This window comes from Enterobacter sp. QK-SA4, from assembly GCF_056856775.1.
This window is the reverse complement of record NZ_JBXFXH010000007.1, coordinates 3,959,636-3,978,850: the sequence shown is the minus strand read 5'-3', so window position 1 is coordinate 3,978,850 and position 19,215 is coordinate 3,959,636. Positions and strand designations below refer to the sequence as shown.

The following is a 19,215-nucleotide window of genomic DNA, read 5'->3' as shown; positions in this document are numbered from 1 at the left end:
TAATGGCTATCGAAATCAATGTACCGGACATCGGGGCTGATGAAGTTGAAATCACCGAGATCCTGGTCAAAGTAGGCGACAAGGTTGAAGCTGAACAGTCGCTGATCACCGTAGAAGGCGACAAAGCCTCTATGGAAGTCCCGTCTCCTCAGGCTGGCATCGTTAAAGAGATCAAAGTCTCTGTTGGCGATAAAACCGAGACCGGCAAACTGATCATGATTTTCGATTCCGCCGACGGTGCAGCAGCTGCTGCACCTGCGCAGGAAGAGAAGAAAGCCGCTCCGGCCGCCGCTGCTCCAGCAGCTGCCGCGAGCGCGAAAGAAGTGAACGTGCCTGACATCGGCGGTGACGAAGTTGAAGTCACTGAAATTCTGGTGAAAGTGGGCGACACCGTTGCGGCTGAGCAGTCACTGATCACCGTAGAAGGCGATAAAGCCTCTATGGAAGTGCCGGCTCCGTTCGCGGGTACCGTTAAAGAGATCAAGATCAACACCGGCGACAAAGTGTCTACCGGGTCGCTTATCATGATCTTCGAAGTGGCGGGTGCAGAAGGCGCTGCTGCGCCTGCGCAGGCCTCTGCTCCGGCTCCGGCTGCTGCACCAGCAGCTGCTGGCGGCGCGAAAGACGTGAACGTACCGGACATCGGCGGTGACGAAGTTGAAGTGACCGAAGTGATGGTGAAAGTGGGCGACAAAGTTGCCGCTGAACAGTCACTGATCACCGTTGAAGGCGACAAAGCTTCTATGGAAGTGCCTGCGCCGTTCGCGGGTACCGTTAAAGAGATCAAGATCAGCACCGGCGACAAAGTGTCTACCGGCTCTCTGATCATGGTCTTCGAAGTGGAAGGCGCTGCGCCTGCCGCAGCTCCGGCTGCCGCGGCTGCTCCAGCCCCTGCTGCTGCACCGGCTCAGGCTGCTAAACCAGCCGCTGCCCCTGCTGCTAAAGCAGAAAAATCTGAGTTCGCTGAAAACGACGCTTACGTCCACGCTACCCCGCTGATTCGTCGCCTGGCGCGCGAGTTCGGTGTGAACCTGGCGAAAGTGAAAGGAACCGGCCGTAAGGGTCGTATCCTGCGCGAAGACGTTCAGACCTACGTGAAAGACGCGGTGAAACGCGCCGAAGCTGCACCTGCTGCAGCCGCCGGTGGCGGTATCCCGGGCATGCTGCCATGGCCGAAAGTGGACTTCAGCAAGTTCGGCGAAATCGAAGAAGTGGAACTGGGCCGCATCCAGAAAATCTCTGGTGCTAACCTGAGCCGTAACTGGGTGATGATCCCGCACGTTACGCACTTCGACAAAACCGATATCACCGATCTGGAAGCGTTCCGTAAACAGCAGAACGCTGAAGCTGAGAAGCGCAAACTGGACGTGAAATTCACCCCAGTAGTCTTCATCATGAAAGCCGTTGCTGCTGCCCTTGAGCAGATGCCACGCTTCAACAGCTCCCTGTCCGAAGACGGCCAGAAGCTGACGCTGAAGAAATACATCAACATCGGTGTTGCGGTTGATACGCCAAATGGTCTGGTTGTTCCGGTCTTCAAAGACGTGAACAAGAAGAGTATCACTGAGCTGTCCCGTGAACTGACCGTGATCTCCAAGAAAGCGCGTGATGGTAAGCTGACTGCCGGCGAAATGCAGGGCGGTTGCTTCACTATCTCCAGCATCGGCGGCCTGGGTACCACCCACTTCGCACCGATCGTGAACGCGCCGGAAGTGGCTATCCTCGGTGTGTCCAAGTCCGCGATGGAGCCGGTGTGGAACGGCAAAGAGTTCGTGCCGCGTCTGATGATGCCAATCTCTCTGTCCTTCGACCACCGCGTGATCGACGGTGCTGATGGTGCGCGCTTCATCACCATCATCAACAACATGCTGAGCGACATTCGCCGCCTGGTGATGTAATCGAAAAGCCGGCCAGTCGGCCGGCTTTTTTCTGATAATCTCATGGTGTTTGTGAGGTTATTGGCGAAAGCGACAATTCGTGAGCCGTTTGTTGTTTCAAAATTGTTAACAATTTTGTAAACTGCGGGCGGATAGAACGACCCGGTGGACGACGGGTATAAATTAAGAGGTCATGATGAGCACAGAAATCAAAACTCAGGTCGTAGTACTTGGGGCAGGCCCGGCAGGTTACTCCGCAGCATTCCGTGCAGCGGATTTAGGTCTGGAAACCGTCATCGTAGAACGTTACAGCACCCTCGGCGGTGTTTGTCTGAACGTCGGCTGTATCCCTTCTAAAGCGCTGCTGCACGTAGCGAAAGTTATCGAAGAAGCCAAAGCGCTGGCTGAACACGGTATCGTCTTCGGCGAGCCGAAAACCGATATCGACAAAATTCGTACCTGGAAAGAGAAAGTTATCACTCAGCTGACCGGCGGTCTGGCGGGTATGGCCAAAGGCCGTAAAGTGAAAGTGGTAAACGGTCTGGGTAAATTCACCGGTGCGAACACCCTGGAAGTGGAAGGCGAAAACGGCAAAACCGTGATCAACTTCGACAACGCGATCATCGCGGCAGGCTCTCGCCCAATCGAACTGCCATTCATTCCGCATGAAGATCCACGCGTGTGGGATTCCACCGATGCGCTGGAGCTGAAAACCGTTCCTAAGCGTCTGCTGGTCATGGGCGGCGGTATCATCGGTCTGGAAATGGGTACCGTGTACCATGCGCTGGGTTCAGAGATCGACGTGGTTGAAATGTTCGACCAGGTTATCCCGGCTGCCGACAAAGACATCGTTAAAGTCTTCACCAAACGCATCAGCAAGAAATTCAATCTGATGCTGGAAACCAAAGTGACTGCCGTTGAAGCGAAAGAAGACGGTATTTACGTTTCCATGGAAGGCAAAAAAGCCCCATCCGAACCGCAGCGTTACGACGCCGTGCTGGTGGCTATCGGCCGTGTGCCGAACGGTAAAAACCTCGACGCGGGCAAAGCTGGCGTGGAAGTGGACGACCGTGGCTTTATCCGCGTTGACAAGCAGCTGCGCACTAACGTGCCGCACATCTTTGCTATCGGCGATATCGTCGGTCAGCCAATGCTGGCACACAAAGGTGTTCACGAAGGTCACGTTGCCGCTGAAGTTATCGCCGGCATGAAGCACTACTTCGATCCGAAAGTCATTCCATCTATCGCGTACACCGAGCCAGAAGTTGCATGGGTCGGTCTGACTGAGAAAGAAGCGAAAGAGAAAGGCATCAGCTACGAAACCGCCACCTTCCCGTGGGCTGCTTCTGGCCGTGCTATCGCTTCCGACTGCGCTGATGGTATGACCAAACTGATCTTCGACAAAGAGACTCACCGCGTCATCGGTGGTGCGATTGTCGGTACCAACGGCGGCGAGCTGCTGGGTGAAATCGGTCTGGCTATCGAAATGGGCTGTGACGCTGAAGACATCGCGCTGACCATCCACGCTCACCCGACTCTGCACGAGTCCGTGGGCCTGGCGGCAGAAGTGTTTGAAGGCAGCATCACCGACCTGCCAAACGCGAAAGCGAAGAAGAAATAAGTTTCTTCAGATGAAAAAAAGCGGCCAATGGCCGCTTTTTTTATGCGCTGCGTTCAGGGCGCCACAGGCTGCCAGGTTTTATCCGGGCTATAGGCGGCTAGCGCCCGGGCTTTCTGCTCTGAATCGCTGCCGAGATCGGACTGATACACCTTGTCGTCCTGGTTTATCACAAAGCTCATTACGCCCGTCTGACCGTAGCTGACCGGCCAGGCAACCATCGCGAAACCGTGATTGTCCGGCAGGATGCGGAAGAGATAGCCATGATAGCCGGTACCCGGCTCTTTCGGGCTAAATGCCGGGCCGAGCGGGCTGGGCGCTTCGCCGGGCGAGGCTGGCCAGTACAAACCGTCTTTTTTGCCTTTCGAGCTGACAATCTTCTGCGCGTATTTCTGGTTCATCGCAAAATAGCTTTGCTGCGCATCAACATAGGCATGCAAGGCTTCAATGGCGGCGAGCTCGTTACGCCCGATTTCACGGGTCAGGATCTCTTCAGCCCCTTCTTTGATGTCGAACTGCCAGCCTGCAGAGGTTTTGATCACCGGGATGGGAAGCTGCCAGCCGCTGTCTCCGACAACCAGGTGCGCCGTATCTCCCTCGACAACCGTGGTATGACGGACGTTCCAGTCGCGCAGGAAGCGATCGACAGCATCCGGATCAACGCCCTCAGGGGGCAGAAAATCGCGCCAGTTCTCTCCGAGCAGGTCGGTCATCGCGCTCTCGTTTTGCTCACTGATGGCTTTGGTCAGCGCATCGGTTGCCCGATCGGGCGTGCTAAAGGACTGCTGCGCCATCACCGAGGCCGAAAGCATAAATAACACCATTCCGCTGAGTAGGTTACGTTTCATGTCGGTTCCCTTAGCGATGTCGAATTTCACGGCGTTCAGCACGTCCACCGGACGCCTGACGTGGCTGCTGCTGGCGCGCAGCGAGCTGTCTGCTTTGCGCACCGCGCTGCTGCTGCGCCTGCCAGTTCGCGGAGCGGCTGTCGTTACCGCTCAGCGCATTGGCCCGGGGCTGACTGTTTCGCTGCTGGAGAGAGCGTTGCTGCACGGGCTGCGAAACCCGCTTCTCATGTCTCTGGGCGGTGGTCTGGCGGTTTTCTCGCTGCTGCGCGGTACTCCGCTTCGCCGTCTGCGGTTTGGTGTCGTAGCCGCGGTAGTTGTTGCGCTGCGAAATCTGCTTCAGCTGTTCACCTGAGGCCTGACGCTGCACGTCTTTCGTTCCGGTGCGCGCCGTTTGCGGGAAGGTTTTGCCCGTGGATTTCTCCATCTGGCTCAGCGCGGCCTGACGCTGGCTGTCGCGATTTACCGGTTTTTGCTGCGTTGAACTGAGCCCTGTGGCTGTGTTGGTGGCGTGGAAGCGAGTGTTGAGCTGGTTAGTCGGATAGGGCACGCCTTCCCGATAGGCCGGGTTGTGCTGCCAGGTGCGGTTGGCGTCCGTCAGGCGCTGTCCGCTGATTTTATTGAAGTTCTCAACGTTGATATTGATATTGTTATCACCGTTGCGGTTATAGCCGCCGTGATTATCCCAGTCGTCATGGTGATGATCCCAGTCATCGTCATCATCCCAGTCGATGCTGCTGAAGATGGCATAGGTTGTGGCGACGCCCAGGCTGAAGCCTAAACCGTTTACGAAGCTGTTGCCAAACTGCTCCCCGGGCGTGGGCGGGAGATAGGTGGGCGGATAGGCGGCGTTTGGCCAGGTCCCGTAAACCGTATTGGGGTTATAGGTCGGGACGTAAACAACCTGCGGGTCGGCAGATTCAATTTTGATTACCGTAGGCGCGGACGTCGTCGTGGTCGTGGTTTCGGCGGTGCTGGTTTTCGCTGGCGCCGGTTTTGTCACGGTGGTGACCGTCTGCTGAGGCGTGGATTGTAACGCGCCGGTCTTCTGCGCCAGCGCGCGCAGGCGCTGAACGGAATCCATCACGTCCTTCGGCTGCGCGAGAAACGCATCACCCAGATTTTGTACCCACGGCGGGTTTTCACCCATCAGGGACATAAGCTGAGGAAACGCGACCAGCGATTTTACGCTGGGATCCCAGGGCTGGCTGGCAACGGCCTGAATCGCCGCGTCCCCTTCCATTTTAGGATTGTCTTTCGACCACTGCGCCGCCTGGATCACGTTGGCCGGATAGGTCGAGGCCATCAGGATTTGTGAGAGCAGGGCATCGGGGTAGAGCGCAACAGGGGCGACCCACTGATCGATTTGCGCGGCAGTGTAGGCTGGCGCGACAGCAGGGGCGGACTGGGCTGCGGCAGGCGCTGCCGGTGGAGCCGGTTGTTGTGTGACGGCGGCTGGCGCAGCGGGCTCCGTGGCGCGGCCTTTGACAAACATGACGCCCGAGGCGGCAAACAGCCCGGCACTGCACACAAGGACGAGCAGATGTGGCTTAAAGGGCAACTTCATAAAATGACTCCAACGAGACAAGCGTTGTGCCGTGAGGCGTTACGGTTGGCGTGAGTATTATTCACCCGTCTTTTACTGTTTTGACTTTTATTGGGAAGCGTCCGGGACGTCCGGATAAAGAGTGTGAGTATTTATTACACAATTATATCTGATGAAGTAAAAACTGAAGCGTCACGGTGCAGAAGATACCGCAAAAAGATGCCCTGAATCCCCGCTACACCATGCTTAACGATTCAGCAAATTTTTTAATGTTGCTTTTTTGTAAACGGATTAACACTGTGCAGAAATCCTGCTATGCTGCCCGACGCGGTATCGGGCATTTACCCTACAAACTGCTGTCTCACAGGAGCGTGAAGAGAACGCCCGCCGCATATGACAATGAGAGCGAGGAGAACCGTCGTGCTAGAAGAATACCGTAAGCACGTAGCAGAACGTGCCGCCGAGGGAATTGTACCCAAACCTTTAGATGCAACCCAAATGGCCGCGCTCGTCGAGCTGCTGAAGAACCCGCCTAAGGGCGAAGAAGAATTCCTGTTAGATCTGCTGATCAACCGCGTACCGCCTGGCGTAGATGAAGCTGCCTACGTAAAAGCCGGATTCCTTGCTGCTATCGCCAAAGGCGAAGCCACCTCCCCACTGGTTACTCCTGAAAAAGCCATTGAACTGCTCGGCACCATGCAGGGTGGTTACAACATTCATCCGCTGATTGACGCGCTGGATAACGACAAGCTGGCACCGATTGCCGCTAAAGCGCTCTCTTCCACGCTGCTGATGTTCGATAACTTCTACGATGTGGAAGAAAAAGCCAAAGCAGGCAACGTCTATGCGAAGCAGGTGATGCAGTCCTGGGCTGATGCCGAATGGTTCCTGAACCGCCCAGCGCTGGCTGAAAAAATCACCGTTACCGTCTTTAAAGTGACCGGTGAAACCAACACCGATGACCTCTCTCCGGCACCGGACGCGTGGTCTCGCCCGGATATCCCTCTGCACGCCCTGGCGATGCTGAAAAACGCCCGTGAAGGTATTGAGCCGGATCAGCCGGGCAGCGTTGGCCCGATCAAACAGATTGAAGCCCTGCAGAAAAAAGGATTCCCGCTGGCCTATGTGGGTGACGTTGTGGGTACCGGTTCTTCCCGTAAGTCCGCAACCAACTCCGTGCTGTGGTTCATGGGCGACGACATTCCGCATGTGCCAAACAAGCGCGGCGGCGGCCTGTGCCTCGGCGGCAAAATTGCGCCAATCTTCTTCAACACCATGGAAGATGCGGGCGCACTGCCGATCGAAGTGGATGTTTCTAACCTGAACATGGGCGACGTGATTGACGTTTACCCGTACAAAGGCGAAGTGCGCAACCACGAGACCAACGAGCTGCTGGCAAGCTTCGAGCTGAAAACCGACGTGCTGATCGACGAAGTGCGCGCCGGTGGCCGTATCCCGCTGATTATCGGCCGTGGCCTGACCACCAAAGCGCGCGAAGCGCTGGGTCTGCCGCACTCAGACGTTTTCCGTCAGGCGAAAGACGTTGCTGAAAGCAACCGCGGTTATTCTCTGGCACAGAAAATGGTGGGCCGCGCGTGCGGCGTAGCGGGTATTCGTCCGGGCGCGTACTGCGAGCCTAAGATGACCTCCGTGGGCTCTCAGGACACCACTGGCCCAATGACCCGTGACGAACTGAAAGACCTGGCGTGCCTGGGCTTCTCTTCTGACCTGGTGATGCAGTCCTTCTGCCACACGGCGGCCTATCCGAAGCCGGTTGACGTGACCACGCACCACACGCTGCCAGACTTCATCATGAACCGCGGCGGCGTTTCCCTGCGTCCGGGTGACGGCGTCATCCACTCCTGGCTGAACCGCATGCTGCTGCCGGATACCGTCGGTACCGGCGGTGACTCCCATACCCGTTTCCCAATCGGTATCTCCTTCCCGGCGGGCTCCGGTCTGGTGGCGTTTGCTGCTGCGACGGGCGTGATGCCGCTGGATATGCCGGAATCGGTGCTGGTGCGCTTCAAAGGTAAAATGCAGCCGGGTATCACCCTGCGCGACCTGGTTCACGCGATCCCGCTGTATGCGATTAAACAGGGCCTGCTGACCGTTGAGAAGAAAGGGAAGAAAAACATCTTCTCTGGCCGCATTCTGGAAATTGAAGGTCTGCCGGATCTGAAAGTGGAGCAGGCGTTCGAGCTGACCGATGCTTCCGCCGAGCGTTCTGCGGCGGGCTGTACCATCAAGCTGAACAAAGAGCCGATTATTGAGTATCTGAACTCTAACATCGTGCTGCTGAAGTGGATGATTGCAGAAGGCTACGGCGACCGTCGTACGCTGGAGCGTCGTATCCAGGGCATGGAAAAATGGCTGGCCGATCCGCAGCTGCTGGAAGCCGATGCTGACGCAGAGTACGCGGCGGTGATCGACATCGATCTGGCGGATATCAAAGAGCCAATCCTGTGTGCACCGAACGATCCTGACGACGCGCGTCCGCTGTCTGAGGTTCAGGGCGAGAAGATCGACGAAGTGTTCATCGGATCCTGTATGACCAACATCGGTCACTTCCGTGCTGCCGGTAAGCTGCTGGATACCCACAAAGGCCAGCTGCCAACCCGTCTGTGGGTGGCGCCGCCAACCCGTATGGACGCGGCTCAGCTGACCGAAGAGGGCTATTACAGCGTGTTTGGTAAGAGCGGTGCGCGTATCGAAATCCCTGGCTGTTCCCTGTGTATGGGCAACCAGGCGCGCGTAGCCGACGGTGCGACGGTGGTTTCCACCTCTACCCGTAACTTCCCTAACCGTTTAGGTACCGGAGCGAACGTCTTCCTGGCCTCTGCGGAGCTGGCGGCGGTTGCGGCGCTGATTGGCAAACTGCCAACGCCGGAAGAGTACCAGACCTTTGTGGCTCAGGTGGATAAGACCGCGGTGGATACCTATCGCTATCTGAACTTCGACCAGCTTTCTCAGTACACCGAGAAGGCCGACGGGGTTATCTTCCAGACGGCGGTATAAACAGCAAAACCGTCTCTACGAGACGGTTTTTAGTGTTTGCACCCTCTCCTGTGGGAGAGGGACGGGGTGAGGGCATCAGGCCGCAGGGTCTTGCTCTCACCTTTTTATTTTCATTCCTCCCACCTCTCCCGCTTTTTTTCTTCCTCGCTGCTGCGATAATTACCGTAATGGCTTTGCAGAGGAAAACACTATGGATTACGAATTTCTGCGCGACATCACCGGAGTGGTGAAAGTGCGTATGTCGATGGGCCACGAAGCCGTTGGACACTGGTTTAACGAAGAGGTGAAAGAAAATCTCGCACTTCTTGATGAAGTTGAACAGGCGGCAAATACGGTGAAAGGCAGTGAACGATCCTGGCAGCGCGCCGGGCATGAATATACGCTGTGGATGGATGGTGAAGAGGTCATGGTGCGTGCCAACCAGCTCGAGTTTTCAGGTGACGAGATGGAAGAGGGGATGAGCTACTACGACGAAGAGAGCCTGTCGATGTGCGGCGTAGAGGATTTCCTTCAGGTGGTAAATGCCTACCGCGACTTTATGAAACAGAAATAAAAGACCGGAGCATCCCTGCTCCGGCTTGCTCTTACACGGCCGGAATATTACGGCCGTAGTAAATCTCGCGCATCTCTTTCCAGAGCAGGTCAGTAATCGCCTTACGCTCTTCTTCGCTCAAATCTTCCGGCTTCGTGTGGAACATGTAGTGCTTAAGGTCAAATTCCTTAAGTAACATCTTGGTATGGAAGATGTTTTCCTGATACACGTTCACGTCCATCATGTCGTACAGCGATTTCATGTCCTCGGACATAAAGTTCTGGATGGAGTTGATCTCGTGGTCGATGAAATGCTTCATGCCGTTGACGTCACGGGTAAAACCACGCACGCGGTAATCAATGGTGACGATGTCCGATTCCAGCTGGTGGATTAAATAGTTCAGCGCGTTCAGCGGGGAAATCACGCCGCAGGTCGAGACTTCAATATCGGCGCGGAACGTACACAGCCCGCCTTCCGGGTGACTCTCCGGGTAGGTGTGCACGCAGATATGGCTTTTATCCAGGTGGGCCACGACCACTTCCGGCAGCGGGCCCGGATGTTCAGTTTTGTCGATAAGCTTCGGGTCGACCGGCTCTTCGCTGACCAGAATGGTCACGCTGGCGCCCTGAGGTTCATAATCCTGTCGGGCGATGTTCAGGATGTTTGCGCCGATAATGGAACAGGTTTCTGACAGGATCTCGGTCAGACGGTTGGCGTTGTAGAGTTCGTCGATATAGGCGATGTAACCATCGCGTTCTTCCGCTGTTTTGGCATAGCAGATATCGTAAATACAAAAACTCAGGCTTTTCGTCAGGTTGTTAAAGCCATGCAGTTTAAGCTTTTTCAATTAGCTCACCCCCTTAGTGGATAATGCGTCTTGCAGGTACTGCGGCAGAGCAAACGCTGCGGTATGAATTGCCGGATTGTAGTATCGGCACTGAAGACCGGCCTGATGGAAGCGGGCCTGAATAATTTCGGTGGAGAGATGGCGTAATACGTCGTTATCGGTCGCCCAGGCAAAGGTCATGATCCCGCCGTAGTACGTCGGAATGGCCGCCTGATAGAAGCTGACGTCATCGAAATAGGTGCTTAGCTTACGATGGCTGTCGAGCGCTTCATCCTGCTGCAGGAAGCAGACGCCATTTTGTGCGACGAAGATCCCGCCCGGGTTCAGGCAGCGCTTGCAGCCTTCGTAGAAGGAGGAGGTAAACAGCGACGCGCCGGGGCCGATAGGGTCGGTGCAGTCGGAGATAATAACGTCAAAGGTCTGCGAGGTCTGGTTAACAAAGTTAACGCCGTCGTCAATCACCAGGCTAAAGCGCGGATCGTCATAGCTACCGGCATTGTGGTTGGGCAGGTACTGGCGGCAGAAAGAGACGACTCCCGCATCGATTTCCACCATGGTGATGGTTTCAATGGAACGATGGCGGGACACTTCACGCAGCATTGCGCCGTCGCCGCCGCCGATAATCAGGACATGCTTCGCGTGACCATGCGCCAGCAGCGGGACGTGGGTCATCATCTCATGATAGATGAACTCGTCGCGCTCGGTGGTTTGCACCACGCCGTCCAGCGCCATCACGCGGCCAAAGGCGGCGTTTTCGAAGATAATGAGATCCTGGTGATCGGTTTTCTCATGATAGAGCACGTTATCAACGGCAAAGTACTGACCAAACTGGTCATGCAGTGTTTCATGCCACAACGTGTGGTCGGCCATACGCGGACTCCTCCTTTGTTAACATCCGTTACGCTCATAAAAAATGAGCGAAACATGATAGCTAACTATAACCGTGGTTGCACGGCTATAGGTTTAACAGGGGGCGTCGGGAAGGTTATTTGACGTAGGCGAGCAGGCTGAGTGAGTCGCGAGCCAGCGCTTTGCATTTTTTGGCAGTGGGAATACCAATACCGCTTAGGTCACGGTAGCTGTCTTCGCCGAGCGCCTTCATGTCGAAGCTGTCGTAGTTGCTGAGATCCCACTGGTTTTGCTGGGCAAAAAAGACCAGCGCGCGGCGAATCTGCCCGTTGGGTAAATTCTGGTAGCCACAATCATTTTTCAGGAATACAAAAACCGCCGTTAAATCGGCCATATCTTCCGCTTCATTTTCACTTAGCGCATAGCTGTTCGCACACATTGCCATCAGGCTTCCGAACAAAATTGTCCTGAAAAACGTCTTCATTGCTTCTACCACTTCTTCACGGAAAATTAACGTTAGCATACTTGATGCCGGTGCGACGATCTTTATTATTGCCGCTTTACTTGACCTTCCGGTAAGGGGAGGGTTTATGCTCAAAAGATCGCCTGCTGGAAATAAGGAAATGAACATGCAACGTCGTGATTTTTTAAAATATTCCGCTGTGCTGGGGGCTGCCAGCGCATTACCACTCTGGAGCCGCGCGGTTTTCGCGGCCGACAGGCCTGCCTTACCCATTCCTGACTTACTGACCGCTGACGCCCGCAGCCGTATCCAGCTTGTGGTTCAGGCCGGTAAAACGACGTTCGGCGAGCCCCACGCCACGACGTGGGGCTATAACGGCAATTTGCTCGGTCCGGCGCTTCAGCTACGTAAAGGGAAAACGGTGACGGTGGATATCCACAACACGCTCGCCGAAGAGACGACGCTGCACTGGCACGGGCTGGAAGTGCCGGGCGAGGTGGACGGCGGGCCGCAAGGCATCATCAAAGCGGGCGGTACGCGCAGCGTCACCTTTACGCCCGATCAGCGCGCGGCGACCTGCTGGTTCCATCCGCATCAGCATGGCAAAACGGGCCATCAGGTGGCGATGGGGCTGGCGGGGCTGGTGCTGATTGAAGACGACGAAAGCCGCCTGCTGCGCCTGCCGAAACAGTGGGGCATCGACGACGTACCGGTGATTGTGCAGGACAAGAAATTCAACGCTGACGGGCAAATTGACTATCAGCTGGACGTGATGAGCGCGGCGGTAGGCTGGTTTGGCGACACGCTGCTGACCAACGGCGCCATTTACCCTCAGCACGCCGCGCCGAAAGGCTGGCTGCGCCTGCGCCTGCTCAACGGCTGTAACGCGCGCTCGCTGAATTTCGCCGCCAGCGATAAACGCCCGCTGTATGTGGTAGCCAGCGACGGCGGCCTGCTGCCGGAGCCGGTGAAGGTGAGCGAGCTGCCGATGCTCATGGGCGAACGCTTTGAGGTGCTGGTGGATATCAGCGACGGCAAGCCGTTTGACCTCGTGACGCTGCCGGTGAGCCAGATGGGGATGGCGGTCGCACCGTTTGATAAGCCGCATCCGGTGCTGCGTATTCAGCCGCTGCTGGTGGCCGCTTCCGGCACGCTGCCTGATACGTTAACCACCCTGCCAGCCCTCCCGTCGCTGGAGGGACTTACGCAGCGCAAGCTGCAGCTCTCCATGAACCCGATGCTCGATATGATGGGCATGCAGGCGCTGATGGCGAAATATGGTGATAAGGCGATGGCGGGGATGCATCACGGCCAGATGATGGGCCACATGAATATGGACCACGGCAAAATGGGCGGCATGGGGAATATGAATCACGGCGACCATGGCTTTGATTTCCACAACGCCAACATGATCAACGGCAAAGCGTTCGACATGAATACGCCGATGTTTACTGCGACAAAGGGTCAGCTTGAGCGCTGGGTGATTTCAGGCGAAGGGGACATGATGCTACATCCGTTCCATATCCACGGCACACAGTTCCGCATTCTCACAGAGAACGGCAAAGCGCCGGATGCGCATCGCGCGGGCTGGAAAGATACGGTGAGAGTGGAGGGCGGCGTCAGCGAGGTGCTGGTGAAGTTTGACCACGAGGCGCCGAAGGAGTTTGCCTATATGGCGCACTGCCACCTGCTGGAGCATGAAGATACGGGGATGATGCTCGGCTTTACCGTATAAAAAAAGCCGGGTGGCGGCTTCACCTTACCCGGCCTGGATTTCGCAGGTGCGGCCTGATGCCCTCACCCTGACCCTCACCCACAGGGAGAGGGAACAAACACAAAAACGGCAACCGAAGTTGCCGTTTTGCTTTTATTTGCCTTCGTCAGGCAACGCATATGCGACGATGTAGTCGCCCATTTTTGTGCCAAACGAACCGTGACCGCCGGCAGAGATGACAACGTACTGCTTGCCATTCACTTCATAGGTCATCGGCGTGGCCTGTCCACCCGCTGGCAGACGGCCCTGCCACAGTTTTTCACCGTTGGTCATGTTGTACGCGCGCAGATAGTTATCTGCGGTTGCCGCGATGAACAGCACGTTACCGGCGGTGGAAATTGGGCCACCCAGCATTGGCATACCCATATTGAACGGCACCGGAACAGGCATCGGGAACGGCATGCTGTCCTGAGGCGTACCAATACGTTTTTTCCACACGATCTGGTTGGTTTTCAGATCCAGGCCGGAGATATAACCCCAGGCAGGCTGTTTACACGGCAGACCAAACGGAGACAGGAACGGGTTCAGCGTTACGCCAAACGGCACGCCGTACTGCGGCTGAATGCCGGCTTCGGTACCGCTGCCTTTCGCGTCTTTCGGCTGCTCCATTGGGTTGCCCGGACCGCGCGGTATCAGACGGGAAACGAACGGCAGCGCCATTGGGTTGGCGATCGCTACCTGACGGTTAGGGTCAACGGAGATCCCGCCCCACTCGAACATCCCCAGGTTACCCGGGAAGACCAGCGTGCCCTGCTCAGACGGCGGCGTGAAGATGCCTTCATAGCGCAGCTGGTGGAACATCACGCGGCACACCAGCTGGTCAAACATGGTGGCACCCCACATGTCTGCCCCGCTGAGGTCTTTCTTCGGACGGAAGCTCAGGTCAGAGAACGGCTGGGTTTTGCTGACGTAATCCCCTTTTGCCGCGCCCTGCGGAACCGGTTTTTCCGGTGCAGGCACAACCAGCTTACCGTTGCTGCGATCCAGCACGAAGATGTTGCCCGTCTTGGCCGGCGCGTAAATCACCGGAACGGTTTTGCCATTAACGGTAATGTCCGCCAACGTCGGCTGGGACGGCATGTCCATATCCCACAGATCGTGGTGTACGGTCTGGTAGCTCCATGCCAGTTTGCCGGTGGTCGCGTTCAGCGCCACGATAGCGCTCGCATAACGCTCCTGCTCTGGCGTGCGGTTACCGCCCCAGATATCTGGCGTGGTCACGCCCATTGGCAGGTAGACCAGGTCCAGCTTCGCGTCATACGCCGCTGGTGCCCAGGAGTTTGGCGAGTTAAAGGTAAAGGTGTGCTCGTCCGAAGGGATCGCGTTGGGATCTTTCGCGCCCGGGTCGAAGGCCCACAGCAGTTTACCGGTGTTCACGTCGAAACCACGGATAACACCGGAGGTTTCACGCGTGGAGAAGTTATCCGTTACCGAACCGGCAATCACGATGGTTTTATCGGTGATGATTGGCGGCGAGGTGGGCTCATACAGACCCGGCGTGGTGTCCGGCATGTTGGTCTGCAGGTTCAGGATACCTTTGTTGGCAAAGGTTTCGCACAGCTTGCCCGTTTCGGCATTGATGGCGAACAGACGGCCATCGTTCACCGGCAGCATAATGCGGCGAGGACAGTCGGCAATGACCTCCGGGCTGGCATTATCGGCGCGCGCTTCATGGTAAGAGACGCCGCGACAGGTGACGTGCTGGAAGGACGGGTTGGAATTCAGCTGCGGATCGAAGTGCCATTTCTCTTTACCGGTGGCCGCGTCAAGCGCGAACAGACGCTGGTGCGCCGTACACAGATAAAGCATGTTGCCGACTTTAATCGGCGTCACTTCGTTGGTCAGCTCGCCCGGATCGTTCGGCATCTTCAGGTCGCCGGTACGGAATACCCAGGCTTCCTTCAGGTTTTTAACGTTGTCCGCGTTGATCTGCTTCAGCGGAGAGTAGCGTTGACCTTCCTGGTTACGACCATACGCTGGCCAGTCGCCGTCAGCGACCTGGGAGATAGCTGCCGCAGGCGTGGATTCCGCGTTCAGCGTACCGTTGATCTCCTGCGGGTCATTAAAGCCGGCCCAGGTCAGAATGCCGCCGGTAATCAGCAGGGCAACAACCAGGCCCGCCACCGCACCGCTGGAAGGCACAATCAGGCGACGCCAGACGAACGGCAGGATCAGCCAGATACCGAAGAAGACCAGGATGTCGCTGCGCGGCGTCAGTGCCCAGAAGTCAAAACCGACTTCCCAGACGCCCCAGATCATGGTGGCAAGGAGGAGGGCGGCATACAGCCACAGTGCAGATTGTTTTCTACGCAACAGCAGGACGGTTACGGCTACCATAACCAGACCCGCAATCGGGTAGTACCAGGAGCCGCCTAAAGCGACCAGCCAGACGCCACCGATTAACAGATACAGCGCGCAGAAGGCTGCGAATGCGGCTGTTAATGTCACCAGTAGACGCGGCTGTTTAGAGTTTGTTTCAGCCATAGAAAGTGTACTCGTCAGTTTTTGTTAATAATTTGCTAGCAACTAATTATAGGTATTAACAAGTGTGATCGGAATCACAATATTTGCTTTTTATAACTCATACGCCAGGCTTATCCATTTGCTGATATAATGGCTGGCTTGCGTATCAGTGCTGGATATTAACTCATCCGTATTGAGAGATTTTCACTAAAATCATTTGGTTAGTAATATGAAACATACTGTTGAAGTGATGATCCCGGAAGCCGAGATCAAAGCGCGTATCGCCGAACTGGGTCGTCAAATCACCGAACATTACAAGGACAGCGGCAGCGAAATGGTGCTGGTCGGTCTGTTGCGCGGCTCTTTCATGTTCATGGCAGACCTGTGCCGTGAGGTGCATGTGCCCCATGAGGTCGATTTTATGACCGCCTCCAGCTACGGCAGCGGCATGTCCACTACCCGTGATGTGAAAATCCTGAAAGATCTGGATGAAGATATTCGTGGCAAAGATGTGTTGATCGTTGAGGACATCATCGACTCCGGCAACACGCTGTCAAAAGTGCGCGAGATCCTGAGCCTGCGTGAACCAAAATCTCTGGCGATTTGTACCCTGCTGGATAAACCTGACCGTCGTGAAGTGCAGGTGCCGGTAGAGTTCGTGGGCTTCTCGATTCCGGACGAATTCGTCGTCGGTTACGGCATTGACTACGCGCAGCGCTATCGTCATCTGCCGTATGTGGGGAAAGTGGTACTGCTGGACGAGTAATCGAGGGCTGATGTCCTCACCCCGACCCTCTCCCACAGGGAGAGGGAGAACATTCCCGGCTTTATTTATGGTTCACATGCTTAAGCTGAAGGTTGGCAATCCCCGAACGGTAACGCTGCTCCAGCGTTTCGCGGTTGGTGGCGGTCACTTCCAGATTGCGCAGCAGGCCATCGTGAATACCGTACGCCCAGCCGTGGATAGAAACCTTCTGCCCGCGTTTCCACGCTGATTGCATGATCGTTGAGTGGCCCAGGTTATATACCTGCTCCATCACGTTGAGTTCGCAAAGGGTATCCATGCGACGCTCCTGCGGCATTTCGCCCAGCAGTGAGCTATGTTTGAACCAGATATCGCGGATGTGCAGTAGCCAGTTATCAATGAGCCCCAGTTCCGTGTTTTCAACCGCCGCCTGCACGCCGCCGCAGCCATAATGGCCGCAAATGATGATGTGCTCGACTTGCAGAACGTCCACGGCATACTGAACAACAGAAAGACAGTTGAGATCGGTGTGAATCACGAGATTGGCGACATTGCGGTGAACAAACAGTTCGCCGGGTTCAAGGCCGGTCAGGCGCTCCGCCGGTACGCGGCTGTCGGAACATCCAATCCAGAGAAAGCGTGGGTTCTGAGCCTGCGCGAGTTTTCCAAAAAATCCGGGGTCTTCCTCCACCAGCATTTTTGACCATAGTGCATTGTTGCTGATGAGTGTATCTATGTTGTTCATGGAGGTTAGCGACCTGTAACCGAGTTATTGCGTTGCGCTACTATAGGGTAACCCGACTTTTAATGAAACCACACAACGTGTGTAAGAACTGAAGGTAAGTTAATTTCATGGCAATTGCACTGGAGCTTGAGCAGCTTAAAAAAACCTATCCGGGTGGCGTTCAGGCGCTACGCGGAATAGATCTGAAAGTAGAGGCCGGTGATTTTTACGCGCTTCTGGGGCCGAACGGGGCGGGGAAATCGACCACCATTGGGATTATCAGCTCGCTGGTCAATAAAACGTCCGGCCGGGTGAGCGTCTTTGGGTACGACCTGCAAAAAGATGTGGTGAACGCCAAGCGCCAGCTGGGGCTGGTACCGCAGGAGTTCAACTTCAACCCGTTCGAGACGGTGCAGCAAATTGTCGTTAACCAGGCGGGCTATTACGGCGTTGAGCGTAAAGAGGCCCTCGAGCGTAGCGAAAAATACCTTAAGCAGCTCGATCTGTGGGAAAAGCGTAACGAACGCGCGCGCATGTTGTCCGGCGGGATGAAGCGCCGCCTGATGATCGCCCGTGCGCTGATGCATGAGCCAAAACTGCTGATCCTCGATGAGCCGACTGCGGGTGTCGATATCGAACTTCGTCGCTCCATGTGGGGCTTCCTGAAAGATCTCAACGATAAAGGCACCACCATTATTCTGACCACCCACTATCTGGAAGAGGCTGAAATGCTGTGCCGCAACATCGGCATCATTCAGCACGGCGAGCTGGTGGAGAACACCTCGATGAAGAATCTGCTCTCCAAGCTGAAATCGGAAACCTTCATTCTCGATCTGGCGGCGAAAAGCGCGCTGCCAAAACTTGAAGGTTACAACTATCGTCTGGTGGATACCTCGACGCTGGAAGTGGAAGTGCTGCGCGAGCAGGGGATTAACAGCGTGTTCTCACAGCTGAGCGCGCAGGGGATTCAGGTTTTAAGTATGCGTAACAAAGCGAACCGACTGGAAGAGCTGTTTGTCTCTCTGGTACATGACAAACAAGGAGACAAGGCATGACGCATCTTTACTGGGTCGCGCTGAAAAGTATCTGGGCGAAAGAGATCAACCGCTTTATGCGTATTTGGGTGCAAACCCTGGTGCCGCCGGTTATCACGATGACGCTCTATTTCATCATCTTCGGTAACCTGATTGGTTCCCGGATTGGTGAAATGCACGGCTTTACCTATATGCAGTTTATCGTGCCGGGCCTGATCATGATGGCGGTGATCACCAACGCCTATGCCAACGTGGCGTCGTCATTCTTCAGCGCCAAGTTCCAGCGCAATATTGAAGAGCTGCTGGTCGCGCCGGTGCCGACGCACGTCATTATCGCGGGCTATGTTGGCGGCGGCGTGGCGCGCGGGCTGTGCGTGGGGATCCTGGTCACGGCGATTTCGCTGTTCTTCGTGCCGTTCCAGGTCCACTCGTGGCTGTTTGTCGCGCTCACGCTGCTCCTGACGGCGATCCTGTTCTCGCTGGCCGGTCTGCTGAACGCCGTGTTCGCCAAAACGTTTGACGACATCAGCCTGATCCCGACCTTCGTGCTGACGCCGCTGACCTATCTCGGCGGGGTGTTCTACTCCCTGACGCTGCTGCCACCGTTCTGGCAGGCGCTGTCGCACCTGAACCCGATTGTCTACATGATCAGCGGGTTCCGCTTTGGCTTCCTCGGTATCACCGATGTGCCGCTGTTTACCACGGTGGCGGTGCTGGTGGTGTTTATCATCGCCTTCTACCTGCTCTGCTGGTCGCTGATCCAGCGCGGACGCGGGCTGCGCAGCTAATCTTTTGCCCGGCAACGTTCTGTTTGCCGGGCACTTTCTTTGACAGTTATCACCGTAAGCTAACCTTCACTCCGCTAAACTACTTGCCTGCT

At 56.0% G+C, this 19,215-nt stretch carries 15 protein-coding genes; 8 read left to right on the top strand and 7 right to left on the bottom strand.

Annotated elements, in window-relative coordinates; genetic code table 11:
- Nucleotides 1-2 precede the first annotated feature (2 nt).
- On the top strand, nucleotides 3-1,898 hold the full coding sequence (gene aceF / locus AC1VYI_RS20810) for a pyruvate dehydrogenase complex dihydrolipoyllysine-residue acetyltransferase (RefSeq protein WP_134866797.1): 1,896 nt from the start codon (nucleotides 3-5) through the stop codon (nucleotides 1,896-1,898).
- 175 nt (nucleotides 1,899-2,073) lie between these two features.
- Nucleotides 2,074-3,498 (top strand): dihydrolipoyl dehydrogenase, encoded by a 1,425-nt coding sequence (gene lpdA, locus AC1VYI_RS20805; protein WP_003856313.1) that lies wholly within the window; start codon nucleotides 2,074-2,076, stop codon nucleotides 3,496-3,498.
- Nucleotides 3,499-3,551: 53 nt separating this feature from the next.
- On the opposite strand, the gene AC1VYI_RS20800 is transcribed toward lpdA, so the two are convergent.
- On the bottom strand, nucleotides 3,552-4,343 hold the full coding sequence (locus AC1VYI_RS20800; RefSeq protein WP_134867399.1) for a DUF2950 family protein: 792 nt from the start codon (nucleotides 4,341-4,343) through the stop codon (nucleotides 3,552-3,554).
- 10 nt (nucleotides 4,344-4,353) lie between these two features.
- Nucleotides 4,354-5,907, bottom strand: a complete 1,554-nt coding sequence (locus tag AC1VYI_RS20795; RefSeq protein WP_045355162.1) for a DUF3300 domain-containing protein — start codon at nucleotides 5,905-5,907, stop codon at nucleotides 4,354-4,356.
- 399 nt (nucleotides 5,908-6,306) lie between these two features.
- On the opposite strand from AC1VYI_RS20795, the gene acnB reads away from it, so the two are divergent.
- Nucleotides 6,307-8,904 carry a bifunctional aconitate hydratase 2/2-methylisocitrate dehydratase gene (acnB, locus tag AC1VYI_RS20790; protein ID WP_045355163.1) on the top strand — a complete coding sequence of 866 codons (2,598 nt, stop codon included), beginning with the start codon at nucleotides 6,307-6,309 and terminating at the stop codon, nucleotides 8,902-8,904.
- Nucleotides 8,905-9,094: 190 nt separating this feature from the next.
- A complete protein-coding gene (gene yacL, locus AC1VYI_RS20785) occupies nucleotides 9,095-9,457 on the top strand; it encodes a protein YacL (RefSeq protein WP_023310423.1) in 363 nt (120 codons plus the stop codon).
- 31 nt (nucleotides 9,458-9,488) lie between these two features.
- On the opposite strand, the gene speD is transcribed toward yacL, so the two are convergent.
- From speD to AC1VYI_RS20770, 3 genes are all read right to left on the bottom strand, one after another.
- Nucleotides 9,489-10,283 carry an adenosylmethionine decarboxylase gene (gene speD, locus AC1VYI_RS20780; protein ID WP_008501953.1) on the bottom strand — a complete coding sequence of 265 codons (795 nt, stop codon included), beginning with the start codon at nucleotides 10,281-10,283 and terminating at the stop codon, nucleotides 9,489-9,491.
- Nucleotides 10,284-11,153: a polyamine aminopropyltransferase gene (gene speE / locus AC1VYI_RS20775; protein ID WP_023310424.1), complete on the bottom strand. Its 870-nt coding sequence runs from the start codon at nucleotides 11,151-11,153 to the stop codon at nucleotides 10,284-10,286.
- A gap of 115 nt (nucleotides 11,154-11,268) precedes the next feature.
- Entirely contained in the window at nucleotides 11,269-11,616 is a 348-nt protein-coding gene (locus AC1VYI_RS20770; protein WP_014882582.1) for a YacC family pilotin-like protein, read from the bottom strand.
- 145 nt (nucleotides 11,617-11,761) lie between these two features.
- Between AC1VYI_RS20770 and cueO the strand changes: the two genes are divergently transcribed.
- Entirely contained in the window at nucleotides 11,762-13,330 is a 1,569-nt protein-coding gene (cueO, locus tag AC1VYI_RS20765; protein ID WP_134866796.1) for a multicopper oxidase CueO, read from the top strand.
- 132 nt (nucleotides 13,331-13,462) lie between these two features.
- Here cueO and AC1VYI_RS20760 read toward each other — a convergent pair whose 3' ends face one another.
- Nucleotides 13,463-15,853, bottom strand: a complete 2,391-nt coding sequence (locus tag AC1VYI_RS20760; RefSeq protein ID WP_134866795.1) for a glucose/quinate/shikimate family membrane-bound PQQ-dependent dehydrogenase — start codon at nucleotides 15,851-15,853, stop codon at nucleotides 13,463-13,465.
- A 208-nt stretch (nucleotides 15,854-16,061) separates the two neighbouring features.
- Here AC1VYI_RS20760 and hpt point away from each other — a divergent pair, with 208 nt between their 5' ends.
- Nucleotides 16,062-16,598, top strand: a complete 537-nt coding sequence (hpt, locus tag AC1VYI_RS20755) for a hypoxanthine phosphoribosyltransferase (protein WP_008501948.1) — start codon at nucleotides 16,062-16,064, stop codon at nucleotides 16,596-16,598.
- Between the two features lie 61 nt (nucleotides 16,599-16,659).
- On the opposite strand, the gene can is transcribed toward hpt, so the two are convergent.
- Nucleotides 16,660-17,322, bottom strand: a complete 663-nt coding sequence (gene can, locus AC1VYI_RS20750) for a carbonate dehydratase (RefSeq protein ID WP_008501947.1) — start codon at nucleotides 17,320-17,322, stop codon at nucleotides 16,660-16,662.
- Nucleotides 17,323-17,429: 107 nt separating this feature from the next.
- Here can and AC1VYI_RS20745 point away from each other — a divergent pair, with 107 nt between their 5' ends.
- A complete protein-coding gene (locus tag AC1VYI_RS20745; RefSeq protein ID WP_003856300.1) occupies nucleotides 17,430-18,356 on the top strand; it encodes an ABC transporter ATP-binding protein in 927 nt (308 codons plus the stop codon).
- A complete protein-coding gene (locus AC1VYI_RS20740; RefSeq protein ID WP_023310428.1) occupies nucleotides 18,353-19,123 on the top strand; it encodes an ABC transporter permease in 771 nt (256 codons plus the stop codon). Before AC1VYI_RS20745 ends, AC1VYI_RS20740 begins: the two co-directional genes overlap by 4 nt.
- Nucleotides 19,124-19,215: the final 92 nt, after the last annotated feature.